Genomic DNA, 12,382 nt, shown 5'->3' with positions numbered 1-12,382 from the left:
GAGCGGCTCCGGTGTCGCATGGATCAGGCCCACTGCGGCTGGGCAACGGGTTGCATGCCCAGAGGTCGTACAGGTGCACGTGCTGCAGCCTGCCCGGTCCGGCACATCCGCGCCATGTGCGCGGTGCGCTCACGGATCAGCGCGTGTTCGCTTGCCGGTGCGCTGCCCAACAAACTGGCTACATGGAAGCCAAGGATCTCCTCCGCGCGGTCGCCCTGGTCGCTGATGATGTGCGGCACCAGCCGCTCCAGTCGTTCCAGCTCCTGCTGCACTTGATACGGGGTTTTCATGACGATCTCCATTGGATTACAGGTCTTGCTCAACGATTGCGATCAACTTGTGCGATTGCCCAGACGCTGCCAGCAGTCAGTGGCCAACTGTTCGTAGTTCGACTGCGTGCTCGACGAAATGAAGTGATGTTCCAGACGGTCGCGAAACAGCCTCAAACGTTCCTGGTCGCTGGAACGCGGTGCCTGCAGATAGATGTCGCAGGCCATCTTCACAACCGGCGACAATTCGCTGAACTTGCCGGCGCCGAGATTGCCTTGGGCATGCCGCGCCTGCCAATGCGCGATTTCGGCTTGTACATCGATGACGGAGGGATCTCTGCTCATGACCTGCATGTTCCGGGTTAAACAAACTTGACGCGCAGAGTAGCTGCAGGTATGTCAACAAATGATCATCGAACGCGACAATTCAGCGCGGCGTTTGCCAGGGTTTGCTTAATTGGTCAGCTTTTTGCGCCGCGCCTGCACAGCGTGCCAACGCAACTCATGTGCGAACACCTTGCGTGCACATGTGCCGCACCAGCCACCAGGCACTGCGGCTTTCAGTGCCAATTGCAGCCACGTTACGGCGCATCGCTCAACTACGCACTGCGCGCGGTGGAGCAACAGCGTCGCGTCGCCTGCATTGATTGCGCGAAATAGCGCGCGCACTGCGTCATTTCACGGAAGATTCTGAACCGCTCCACACCTGTGTAACGTCTGATCGTTAAGGTGGACGCTTGGAGCGATGGAGAGAGCAGTCAGGATGCAGGACAGCAATAACCGCAGTTCAAAGCCGCATCACGCAAGCGGCACCCCCGAAGCACGCGTCTGGTGGCACGCCCTGTTGGAGCTACGTGGCGGCCGCATGTTGGTCAGCCTGGTCGTTGTCCTGCTGATCGTGTTCGGGTTCTACCTGTTGCTGAAGTAGCTGACACGGCGCGGTAGACAGCGGGCATGGCATGCGATGCGTGCATCACGCCAGTGACAACCTGCCATGAGGGGAACGCCATGCAACACACGCACTACCGGCAGGTGCTGGGGCACACGCTGCGCGACGTACCTGACGATGGTCACGAGCGTGCCACCCATGCCTGGGTGTGCGCAGAAGTGGCGCGCCTGCTGGGCGTGCGCACCATGCACGCCGACAGCAATGAGCGCGTTCAACACGATGGCGGCGCGGCAGCGCACACGCTGCATATCCCCGACGAAACCCTGACCATTGCACAAGCACGCACGCTGGGCATCCAGGACACGCGTGACGTGTTGGGCGGCGTGGTGCCTTACGCCTTTCTGGCCACCAAGGTCATCGGCCATCCGTTGATTACCGAGGCGGCGCAGCGTGTGGACGGTTGGAATCAAGCCCTGGCCACGGCCTTGATGCCCGCCACGTTGCCGGGGTACACGGTGTTCTCGCGTGCAGATGCCACGCAGGCAGCAGCGGCGTTGCGTGCAGGCGGTGGCGTGCGATTGAAACTTCCCACCGGTGTGGGTGGCAATGGCCAGTGGCGGATCGACGATGCCGCGCAGCTGGATGCCGCATTGGACGCCTTGCCGCCTGCGTATCTCGCCACCCATGGCGCGGTGCTGGAGCGCAACGTGGTGCAGCCGCACACCCATAGCGTGGGCGAGCTGTGCATCGGCGGCATCCAGATCGCCTACTACGGCACTCAATGCAGCGTGCGCGATGGCAATGGTGCAGAGGTGTATGGCGGTTCCAGCTTGCGCGTCTACCGCGGCTCGCTCGAAGCGCTTGCCGCCAGCGCGTTGCCCCCGCTTGAAAAACAGGTGGTCGCGCAGGCCTGCATGTACGATCGATTCATCACTGCCGCGTATCCTGCGTTGCAGATCTCGCGTCGCAATTACGATGTGGTGAGTGGACAGGACGCGCAGGCCGGCCCGGTCTGTGGTGTGCTGGAGCAATCCTGGCGCGTCGGTGGTGCCACGCCGGCAGAGCTCGCTGCCATTGCCAGCTTTCAGCAGGACCCGGCGCTGCAGTGGGTGACCGCCTCCACGCATGAACTGTATGAGGGCGATGCGCCGGACGACGCACAGATCTACTACCGCGCGCAGCGGCCCGGGCCCGGGCCGCGCGTCAAATACCGGAGGGTGTCTACGGACTGATGGAAGCCAAACTATCCAGCATCGAAATCCCCGTTGGCCAGGATGAACTCAGTGGCACCTTGCTCACGCCGACCGGCATGCCTGGCGTGTTGTTCGTGCACGGGTGGGGTGGCAGCCAGCATCACAGCCTGGTGCGCGCGCGCGAAGCCGTGGGCCTGGGCTGCATCTGCATGACTTTCGATTTGCGCGGCCACGAAGGCTATGCCTCGATGCGCCAGAGCGTGACACGTGCGCAGAACCTGGACGATATCAAGGCCGCCTACGATCAGCTGGCAAGCCTGCCGTATGTGGATGCGCAATCGATTGCGGTGGTGGGCCTGAGCTATGGGGGCTATCTCTCGGCATTGCTGACGCGCGAGCGCCCGGTGGAATGGCTGGCGCTGCGCTCGCCTGCGCTCTACAAGGATGCGCATTGGGATCAGCCGAAAGTGAGCCTGAATGCCGACCCGGACTTGATGGACTATCGCCGGCGTGCACTGGCGCCAAGCGACAATCTGGCGCTTGCCGCGTGCGCGCAGTACAAGGGCGATGTGCTGCTGGTGGAGGCCGAGAACGATGTGATCGTGCCGCATCCTGTGATGCGCAACTATGCAGATGCTTTCACCAATGCGCGCTCGCTGACCTCGCGTGTCATTGCCGGTGCCGATCACGCGTTGAGCGTGAAAGAGCATCAGCAGGAATACACCCGTGCATTGATCGATTGGCTGACCGAGATGGTGGTGGGGCGTCGCATCGCACTGGCCAAGGAAGTGGTGGCCGCACGCAAGCAGTTGCTCAAGGAACAGCAGGGCGACGCGGTGTCGTTGCCGGGGCAGGGTTCGCGCGAATTTCGTGGCGACATCCGTGCGGTGGAAAAGACGTCGGGATAAGAGCAGCTATCAAAACGACTGCGCAGCCGCCAGGCGGGCGCGGCCGGTGCTCGGAATCGGCATGTACCCAGGTACATTCCGGTTCCTCCGCGCCGTCCGCACCCACCTGACGACTGCTCGCTACGTTTTGTTAGCCGCTCTAAGTTGCACTTGCCGAGGCGGTTCAAAACACGCACGTTGCCGTGCAGCAAGACAGTCTCGCAAGACGTTGAAAACAACAACGGGCCCACGGGGCCCGTTGTTGTTAGACATCCACGTGCAACGCATTGCGCTGCACGTAGCGCGCTCCTTTAAAGACGGGTGTCATCGGTGCGGCGCACCGAGCCATCGTGACGGTCCGAATCAAAGGCCTCGCGCACGGCATGCTTAGCTTTTTCCCAGCTCAGGCGCGAATCGGCCTTGAAGCGGTCCCAGCCGTCGCCCAGGTCGCGCTCCAGATGGTCATCCCATTGGCGGCCGGCATGCTGCTGGCGCGCCTGCATGCCATAGCGGTACGCAGGGCGATAGTCATCGTAGGAGTAATCGGCTTCGCGGTAACCCACGTTGTCGAAGCGGCTCTGGTAGTGGGTGTCGCTGTCGCGATACACGGTGTGAGTGCGATCCGCACGGTCCCAGGCATCACGCGCGGCGAGGCGGGCTTCGTCCCACTCCAGGCGCGATTCACCACGGTTGCGCGGCCATTCGCCTGCCAGCGTGGCTTCGGTCTCTTCCCAGGTGCTGGTGGGGCGGGTTTCGCGCGCCTGCAGGCCGAATCCGTAAACGGTGGCGTAGTCGCGATCGTAGTCGGTGCCTTCCTTGTAGTACGGGCGGTTGCGATGCTCCTGGCGCCAGTATTCGGTTTCCACCGTGGGGTCCAGTCGCTCGGCGACGCCCTTGCCGGCGGCAGCGCCAGCCACCACACCTGCCGCAGCGCCGATCAGCGTGCCCAACGGGCCAAATACCGTGCCCGCTAGCGCGCCTGCGGCCGCACCACCGGCAATGCCGCCCACGCCCACGCCCACCGGATGGGAGCCGGGCGTACCGGAGATCGGGTCGCGGTTGAGGTCTTGCGCTTCTGTCTTGCGTTCGTGCTTGTCGTAGCTGGTCATGTCGCCTCCGGGGTGCTTCAAGGACGCGTCCTGACAGTGCAGGTCCGCGAACGTGGCGTCACGATGGCGTCGCAGGAGTGAAACGTGTGTGCGTGGATGTGAGTGCGGCCGCGACATGACTGAACTGTGCACCTGCAACTACAGATGAGTTCGTCGATTCGCGCGCGCAATGAAAAAGGGCCGCTTGCGCGGCCCTCGCTCACCCCTTGATGCACACCACCTGGCGCAGCGTGTGCAGCACTTCCACCAGATCCTGCTGCGCGGCCATCACGGCGTCGATCGACTTGTACGCCGCCGGCGATTCGTCGATGACCGCCGCATCCTTGCGGCATTCCACGTGCGCAGTGGCTTCGGGGTGCTGCGCCAGCGTGATCTGCTGACGCGCGGCGGTCCGGCTCATGACCCGGCCCGCACCATGGCTGCAGCTGTGGAAGCTCTCCGCGTTGCCGAGCCCGCGCACGATGTAGCTATGCGTGCCCATGCTGCCGGGAATGATGCCCAACTCGCCGGTGCGCGCACTGACCGCGCCCTTGCGGGTGATCAACAGTTCCTCGCCGCCGTGCGTTTCCTTCTGCACGTAGTTGTGGTGACAGTTCACCGCCAGCTTTTCCAGCTGGAACTTCGGCAGGCGGTGGCGCATTTCCGCCAATACCCGCGCCATCATCGCCTCGCGATTTTCGCGGGCGTAATCCTGCGCCCACGACACCGCTTCCACGTACTCATCGAACAACGGCTCGCCCTGCATGAAGAAGGCCAGGTCCTTGTCGGGCAAATGAAAGCCCAGCACGCGGTGCGCCAGCTGCTCACGCGCCCGCTCGATGAAATAGGTGCCGATCAGGTTGCCGGTGCCGCGCGAGCCGCTGTGCAGCATCACCCAGACCGCATCGGTTTCGTCCAGGCAGATCTCGATGAAGTGATTGCCGCCGCCCAACGTGCCGATCTGGCACTCCAGCTTGTCGGTACGGATGCGCCGATGGGTCTGCTTGATCGCCTCCAGGCGCGGCACCAGCCCGGACTGTGCAATGCGCGTGGCGATGCTGTCCGGGAGCTTACGGTGTTCGCCACCACGGCCATTGCCCACCGGCACGCTGCGCTCGATGCTGGAGCGCAGCTGGGCCAGGTTGTCGGGCAAATCGTTGGCACGCAGCGTGGTGCGCACTGCGGCCATGCCACAGCCGATGTCCACCCCGACCGCAGCCGGGATGATGGCGCCGCGGGTCGGGATCACCGAGCCCACGGTTGCGCCCTTGCCCAGGTGCACGTCGGGCATCACCGCCACCCACGGCCCGACAAAGGGTACGGCGGCGATGTTGCGCAGCTGTGCATGCGCCTGTTCTTCCAGCGGTACGCCGCGCACCCAGCCCTTGATCGGCGTGGAGGTGCCTTCGGCATGCAGTAATTCGTAGGTATGTGTGTTCATTGTTCTCATTCCTTTGGGGCCGTGCGTGGCGGATCCGTCCACCGCACACGGCGATCATCAGCGCAGCGTCACCAGCTGCTTCAGCACGCCATCCAGGCCGCCGAACACGGTGAGCGTGTCGATCTTTTCGGTGACCTTTTCCAGGGCCTCCAGTTCCTTCAGCCGCATCAGCACGCTGCTTTCCTCGATCAACTTTGCAGTGTTGAGCAGTGAACGCGTGGCATTGGCTTCTTCGCGCCGGCGGATCACATTGGCTTGCGCCTGCTTTTCTGCCTGCACCACGGCATTGAGGATGGCGCGCATCTCGCCGGGCAGAATCACGTCCTTGACGCCGACGCCCAGCACCTCGATGCCGAAGCCGTGCACGCTGCTACGCACATGCGCCACGATGTCGGCGTCCAGCGATGCCTTGTCGCCCAGCAACTCGTCCAGCGTCTTGCTGGCCACCGCACGGCGCAGCCCGTACTGCAGTTCGCGATACAGCAAATCACCGGCCTTGGCCACGCGGGTGCGCATCGCCACCGCATCGGTGATACGCATGCTGGCAGCCAGGTTGACCCGCAACGACACCTTGTCGCGGGTCAGCAGCTCCTGGCCGGAGACTTCGACCGATTGCACGCGCAGGTCGACCACTTCGGTCACCACGGTGTTCTGGAAATTCCAGAACGCATATGCCCCGGGTGGCAGCGGTGGTGCGAGCGTGCCATCCACCGAGACCAGGCCGACCGAATCGGCCGGCACCTCAACGCAGCTGGCTACCTTCGACAGCGTGCCGAGCTGGCGCAGCCGGCGCTGCACATCCGTTGGCACCTGCAGCCCATCGCTGAGCGGCAGCACCTGCACGGACAGGGGGGTGGCCCCACGCCAGTACAGCGTGCGCGAGCCCGGCGGCAGTACGCCGTCGAGGACGCCGTTGCGCAGCAGCAGGCCGACCTGATGCGCACCGATGTCGGCGAGCACACAGTGCGTCTCCAGCTGCGGGCCCAGCGCCTCGATCAGCCGCTCGGCCTCGGCCCCTACCGGGGCGCCATTGCCCACCGCATGCAGCGTGATGGTCAGGCGATGCAACGGATCGAACAGGCGATAGACGCCGGGCATGAGCAGGCGCGTAAAGCGCCGGTCGCGATACACCAGGCCGCGTTCGCCGTCACCGATCACGACCTTCTTGGTCCAGAACATGGCATGTCTCCTTGGGTTGGCTCTGGTGATCCGATCCGGGCACACACGCACGCCTCGTCCCCCGGATCGGAACCGGGACGAAGCCATTGCCGACGCAACGCGGCGCAAGCGAGAAAGAGAAGGAAACGCCCGACACAGCGCGGTGGCGGAGCACGGTGGGTTGGCGCTGCCGCCGCACCGCACATGACCAACACGGCGAACCGCACGGCCAGGCGCACTGCAGGGAAGGCAGCGTCAGGCCACAGGCCCGGCGACAGCGCCGCTGTCTGGTGGCCGCGCACGGGTGTGCGCTTACACCAGGCAAGGGCGTTTCCTGGAGTTGGGACATGCGTCCCGTGGTGCATGACGTGGAAGGTCATGGTGGAGCGGGATTCGAACCCGCGACTCACGGAGGTGACTCCGCTGCTCTACCCAACTGAGCTATCCAGTGGTGGATGTGCCGGAATCGAACCGACCCTGTGGCTGACGCCACCGCTCCCACCAGGAGCCGACATCCGATGTCAGAAACTGCATCGGGGTTTCCGGTATATGCCACGGCACGCCGCGCACACCAGCTGGAATAAACTCAAAACCGCTGGAAACCTTTCTGCATCGTTTCTGATTACCGTTCTTTAGGAACGATAATCCATGTGTACGCATGATCGTCTGCCGCCCGTGCCCGACACCTGGGCACAGCACTTGCGCGCCTCGCAGCACTGCAACTTCCGTGTTGCCGGGCGTTCCCTGCCCGGGTGTCTTCGGCGATCAGCCGCACCAACCTGTTGAGCGAACGCATAACGAAAACGCCCCCGGATGCAGCATCCGAGGGCGTTCGCAAGCCTCGGAGATCGGGTGACCGATCTCCTGTGGCTGAAGATCAATCGAAGGTGTGCATCCGCGCTGCCAGCACGGCGACACGCGTCTGCGGAACGCGGTTGGCGCGTTGCAGTCGGTCCTGTTTGCTGGGGAGATGAATGGTCATCTGCGCGGGAATCCAAAAAGTGCAGGGCGTACCTGCCGAGGGCGCGAACATTACTCGCGTTGTTTTTCTTGTGCAAGGACTTTATGCAAAAAAAATAATCGGGCCGATTATCTCCGGGCATCATCGGAGGTAATCCAGTGCGGCCGCGACCTGGGCCAGATCCTCACGAAGCAGCGCGTGCGTGGCGGTGCGCTCGGGCTCACGCATGCGCAGGATGGCGGACGGGTGCCAGCTTGCCAGCGCAGTGGTGCGGCCATTCAGCGCGCGCCATTGCCCGCGTTCGGTGGTCAATCGAAACGCGTTGCCGAACAGGGTCTGCGCTGCCATCGCGCCCAGCGCCAGCACAATGCGTGGGCGCACCCGTAACAGTTCGGCGGCCAACCACGGCCGGCACGCGGCCTGTTCGCCGGCAGTGGCGCACTGATGCAGCCGGCCTTTGCCGCGCGGGACGAACTTGAAATGCTTGACCGTGTTGGTGACGTAGGCCATCGCCGGATCCAGGCCCGCGTCGGCCATCAGCGTGCCCAGCAACTGGCCGGCCGGGCCCACGAACGGGCGGCCCTGCTGGTCTTCCTGGTCCCCGGGCTGTTCGCCAATGATCATCAACGGCGCGCGGGCAGGGCCGGCGCCAAATACAACCTGGGTGGCCGGCTTCCAGAGATCGCAGCGACGGCAGTGCTGTGCCTGCGCTCGCAGCGCGGGCAAGGTGCCGCTGGGCACGGTGTCCACCGGCTTGGCCAATGGAGTGGTGGGCGCAGAAGGGATGCGGTGCGCAGGCATGGGCAGCGGCAAGGCAAGCGGGTAGCCGACGCTAGGGCGCGGCCCGCCGAGACGCCGTGAATCACGCAGTGGTGCGCGCCGACATGCTCACTGGGTGGTGACGGTGCGCGTGCGTGTTCGGCCATTGCTGCAACGGCGGCCTTGGCAGGCATGCGGGAGACGCGCTGGGCGCGCTCTCAACGCAGCCCAATCGCGACAGACGGTCGCACTGTGGGCAACGCACCGCCGCGCCGCTTGAGTGCATGCACCGGGACGCATCCAACGGTTTGTAGGCGACTAAGCACGCATTCGCGCAGGGATACCGGTGGCGCACCACAGCGGCAATGGCGCACGCAATCCAGCGGTGCCGACAAGGAACCACCGGCCGTCCCGCAACACTCAGTGGCCGTGCGAGCCCAGCGTGCGGGCGCCGGTGAGGATCATGCGCAGCATCTGCGAGATCTGTTCGACCAGCTCGGGATCTTTCTCCGGCGGCAGGTCCATCGCCGTGGCGCCCATCGCAAACACCAGCCGGGTGATCGCCTTGGAGACCAGTGCCGGCGCATGCAGCGTGGCGCCGTCGGCAGCGGCCAGGCGGATCAGGTCCACGCGCAGCTCGTCTTCGAAATAGCTGAGCTCGCGTTCCACCGCCTGTTTGAAGGCATCCGAGCCCACCGCACCCTCGCGCAGCAGCACATGCAGCAGCTTGTCGTCGGCGCGCAGCTGTTCCATGAAGGTCTCCACCGACACCCGGATCACGCTGCGGTCTGTGGACGTGGCCCGCCGCCGTGCCTGGCCGATGATGGTGCGCAGCGAGCGCCCGGCCAGATCGATCAGCGCCACGGCGAGCTCGTCCATGTCGCGGAACTGGCGGTAGAAGCTGTTCGGCGCGATGCCGGCCTCACGGGCCACTTCGCGCAGGCTCAGTGTGGACAGGCTGCGGTGTGGGCCAATCAACGACAGTGCCGCGGCGATCAGGTCCTCGCGTGAAATCGCCGGCTTGCGTGACGGCGGCGCGTCGTGGGATGGCAGGGCGATGGAGGTCATGAGGCGGCAGCCGGGCGTGGGCCTGAATCATAGCCCCTCTGGTCGATATACAACTGTATACACGTCTGTGCATGCGTGCGTATAGTGCACCCCATGAACTCGGCTCCTGCTCACATGCCCAAGTCCCCGCTGCCCACGCGCCTGGCGCGCCGGCTGGTGTCGCCCCAGCTGTTCGACTTCTGGGCGACTCGGATTAACCCGTTGTGGACCCTGGAGCGCCCGATGGCGCGGCTGGTCGCACGCACGCCGGCCAGCCGGGATGCAGTGACCTTGCTGTTCCAGCCCAATGGGCATTGGCAGGGCCTGCACGCCGGCCAGCACGTCAGCATCGGCGTGGAAATCGACGGCCGCCGCCTGCTACGCAGCTACAGCCCCACGGTGCTGGCCGACGGCCGCCTGGCGATCACCGTCAAGGCGATCACTGGCGGGCTGGTCAGCACGTATCTGGCCAGTGAGGCGCCGCTGGGTGCGGTGGTCTCGCTGGATCCGGCCTTCGGCGACATGCTGCTGCCCACAACGCCCGCACCTTTGTTGCTGTTGGCGGCCGGCAGCGGCATCACGCCGATGCGCGCGCTGCTGCAGGCCGCCGCTGCGGCAGGCATGCCGATGGACGTGGACCTGCTGTACTGGGTGCGCCAGCGCGACGAAGCCTGCTTTCTGGACGAATTCGAAGCACTGGCGGCCGCGCATCCGCGCCTGCGCGTGCAACTGCTCACCACCCGCGAAGGCGCCGCGCCTGCGCCGCGCATCGACAGCTTCCCGCTGGAGCAGGTCACCGCCCTGCAGGACCGGCATGTGATGGCCTGCGGGCCGGGCGGTTTCGTGCAGGCCGCGCGCGCGCGCTTGCAGGACCGTGTTGCCCGGTTCCAGGCCGAAGCCTTCAGCGTGCCGGTACTGGACGACGGCGAAGCCGGCCAGGTGCAGGTCCAGCTGTCACGCCGCGGCCGTACGCTGACCCTGCCGCGCGGCCAGTCGCTGCTGGAAGGGCTGGAAGCCCAGGGCCTGCGTCCCAAACACGGCTGCCGCATGGGCATCTGCAACAGCTGCGCGTGTGCGCGCCAGTCCGGCACCACACGGCACCTGCTGACCGGCGAGCGCAGCAGCGAACCCACCGCACAGGTACGCCTGTGCATCAGCGCCGCCAGCACCGACCTGATCCTGGATCTGTAAGGAACCCTCATGAGCCGAGTCCATAACCGCGCCCTGTCCGCCGCCGAATTGCAGTCCTTCGGCGACGAGCTCGATGCCGTCCGTGCCCGCGTGCTGACCCAGGTCGGCGCCGCCGACGCGCGCTACATCCGCCGCATCGTCGCGGCCGTGCGCTGGACCGGCGTGGCCGGCCGTGCACTGCTGTTCCTGGGCGCCTTCGTGCACAGCGTGCTGATCCCGGCGTGGATCGCCGGCGTGGTGCTGCTGACCCTGTCCAAGATCCTGGAGAACATGGAGTTGGGCCACAACGTCATGCACGGCCAGTACGACTGGATGGGCGACCCGCAGCTCAACGGCAACACCTACGAGTGGGACATCGTTGCCACCGGCGACAACTGGCGCAAGACCCACAACTTCAAGCACCACACCTATACCAACGTGCGCGGCATGGATGACGACATCGGCTACGGCCTGTTGCGCATCTTCCCCGAGCAGCGTTGGCGCCCGTTCTACCTGCTGCAGCCGTTCATCGCAGTGGTGTTCGCGCTGCTGTTCGAATGGGGCGTGGCGATCCAGGACCTGCGCCTGGGCCGCTGGTTCGCCGGCAAGATGAAGGCCGCCGAATTGCGCGCGTCGTTCCTGCCGGTCGGCCGCAAGATGGGCCGCCAGATGCTCAAGGACTACATCGTGTTTCCGTTGCTGGCCGGCCCGTTCTTCCTGACCGTGCTGCTGGGCAACCTGGCCGCGAACATGCTGCGCAGCATCTGGACCTTCGTGATCATCTTCTGCGGCCACTTCACCGCCGATGCGGAAGTGTTCCCGAAGGAATCGATCCGCAACGAGTCGCGTGGTCACTGGTATCTGCGTCAGCTGCGTGGTTCGTCCAACCTTACCGGCGGCAAGCTGATGAATGTGCTGTCGGGCAACTTGAGCCATCAGATCGAACACCACTTCTATCCCGACCTGCCGGCCAATCGCTATGCGCAGATCGCGGTCGAAGTGAAGCAGATCTGCGCGCGCTACGGCCAGCACTACAACACCGGCTCGCTGCCGCGTCAGTTCGGCCAGGTGATGTGGCGGATCGTGCGGCACGCCTTCCCGAGCCGCCCGGCACCGGTGCGGCAGAACGACGGCGCACTGCAACGCGCCTGAGGCTTGCGACCTGATGCAAATGATCGGCCTGTCGCGCGTGCGGCAGGCCGATTGTGTTTGTGGGGTGCGTAACTGCTTGGCTGCCTATATTGACGAGCAGCTGCGCTCGCTGGCACGTGCAACGGAAGCGGGTATGGACAGCGCCTACGCCATCGCTGTTGGCGTTGCTGGAACCGCGATGTGATGCGATGTCGCCGGAACGGAAGGGGCGGTTGCGTTGGAGTGCATGCGGTAATGCGTAACAACTGTCGCGTCGCTATTTCAGCGCGCAGCATGCCCGCTGATCGCGACCTAACGATCCAACGATCCAACTAGCCGAATAGCCGATTAGCGCTACAGCGATCAGCCAGTCCGCTGCAGTGCATTGC

Annotated in this window: 13 protein-coding genes and 1 other RNA gene; 7 read left to right on the top strand and 7 right to left on the bottom strand. The window is 64.9% G+C overall.

The genetic code is table 11. From position 1 onward, the window contains the following. Nucleotides 1-23: 23 nt before the first annotated feature. Together QRM60_RS14170 and QRM60_RS14165 are read right to left on the bottom strand one after the other, a co-directional pair. Nucleotides 24-290: a hypothetical protein gene (locus QRM60_RS14170; protein ID WP_029217015.1), complete on the bottom strand. Its 267-nt coding sequence runs from the start codon at nt 288-290 to the stop codon at nt 24-26. Nucleotides 291-332: 42 nt separating this feature from the next. Next, nucleotides 333-614: a hypothetical protein gene (locus QRM60_RS14165; protein WP_014506262.1), complete on the bottom strand. Its 282-nt coding sequence runs from the start codon at nt 612-614 to the stop codon at nt 333-335. A 418-nt stretch (nt 615-1,032) separates the two neighbouring features. Between QRM60_RS14165 and QRM60_RS14160 the strand changes: the two genes are divergently transcribed. From QRM60_RS14160 to QRM60_RS14145, 4 genes are all read left to right on the top strand, one after another. Beyond that, complete coding sequence (locus tag QRM60_RS14160; protein ID WP_014506264.1) at nt 1,033-1,197, top strand: hypothetical protein; 165 nt, start codon at nt 1,033-1,035, stop codon at nt 1,195-1,197. An 80-nt stretch (nt 1,198-1,277) separates the two neighbouring features. Next, complete coding sequence (locus QRM60_RS14155; protein ID WP_285446426.1) at nt 1,278-2,390, top strand: DUF3182 family protein; 1,113 nt, start codon at nt 1,278-1,280, stop codon at nt 2,388-2,390. Continuing rightward, entirely contained in the window at nt 2,390-3,259 is an 870-nt protein-coding gene (locus QRM60_RS14150) for an alpha/beta fold hydrolase (protein WP_285446425.1), read from the top strand. Before QRM60_RS14155 ends, QRM60_RS14150 begins: the two co-directional genes overlap by 1 nt. 61 nt (nt 3,260-3,320) lie before the next feature. Further along, nucleotides 3,321-3,395, top strand: a non-coding RNA gene (locus QRM60_RS14145) — sX9 sRNA. A 154-nt stretch (nt 3,396-3,549) separates the two neighbouring features. Here QRM60_RS14145 and QRM60_RS14140 read toward each other — a convergent pair. The 5 genes from QRM60_RS14140 to fabR form a co-directional block, all read right to left on the bottom strand. Continuing rightward, nucleotides 3,550-4,347: a hypothetical protein gene (locus QRM60_RS14140; RefSeq protein WP_285446424.1), complete on the bottom strand. Its 798-nt coding sequence runs from the start codon at nt 4,345-4,347 to the stop codon at nt 3,550-3,552. 199 nt (nt 4,348-4,546) lie between these two features. Beyond that, nucleotides 4,547-5,767: an RtcB family protein gene (locus QRM60_RS14135; protein ID WP_285446423.1), complete on the bottom strand. Its 1,221-nt coding sequence runs from the start codon at nt 5,765-5,767 to the stop codon at nt 4,547-4,549. A 57-nt stretch (nt 5,768-5,824) separates the two neighbouring features. After that, entirely contained in the window at nt 5,825-6,946 is a 1,122-nt protein-coding gene (locus tag QRM60_RS14130; RefSeq protein WP_115007513.1) for a slipin family protein, read from the bottom strand. A gap of 1,081 nt (nt 6,947-8,027) precedes the next feature. Continuing rightward, nucleotides 8,028-8,687 (bottom strand): UdgX family uracil-DNA binding protein, encoded by a 660-nt coding sequence (locus QRM60_RS14125; RefSeq protein ID WP_285446422.1) that lies wholly within the window; start codon nt 8,685-8,687, stop codon nt 8,028-8,030. A 378-nt stretch (nt 8,688-9,065) separates the two neighbouring features. Further along, nucleotides 9,066-9,713, bottom strand: a complete 648-nt coding sequence (gene fabR, locus QRM60_RS14120; protein WP_011038955.1) for an HTH-type transcriptional repressor FabR — start codon at nt 9,711-9,713, stop codon at nt 9,066-9,068. 93 nt (nt 9,714-9,806) lie between these two features. On the opposite strand from fabR, the gene QRM60_RS14115 reads away from it, so the two are divergent. The 3 genes from QRM60_RS14115 to QRM60_RS14105 are packed head-to-tail and all read left to right on the top strand — an operon-like array spanning nt 9,807 to nt 12,198. Further along, the gene (locus QRM60_RS14115) at nt 9,807-10,883 is read left to right on the top strand and encodes a ferredoxin reductase (RefSeq protein ID WP_193589204.1); all 1,077 of its coding nucleotides are present in this window, start codon (nt 9,807-9,809) and stop codon (nt 10,881-10,883) included. Between the two features lie 9 nt (nt 10,884-10,892). Then, nucleotides 10,893-12,014 (top strand): acyl-CoA desaturase, encoded by a 1,122-nt coding sequence (locus QRM60_RS14110; RefSeq protein WP_115557367.1) that lies wholly within the window; start codon nt 10,893-10,895, stop codon nt 12,012-12,014. A 13-nt stretch (nt 12,015-12,027) separates the two neighbouring features. Then, complete coding sequence (locus QRM60_RS14105; protein ID WP_161960441.1) at nt 12,028-12,198, top strand: hypothetical protein; 171 nt, start codon at nt 12,028-12,030, stop codon at nt 12,196-12,198. The last annotated feature ends 184 nt before the right edge of the window (nt 12,199-12,382 follow it).

Origin of the sequence: Xanthomonas sp. fls2-241-TYG-148 (assembly GCF_030208815.1) — a bacterium.
Classification (GTDB): Bacteria; Pseudomonadota; Gammaproteobacteria; order Xanthomonadales; family Xanthomonadaceae; genus Xanthomonas; species Xanthomonas campestris.
This window is presented reverse-complemented; position numbering and strand designations above follow the sequence as displayed.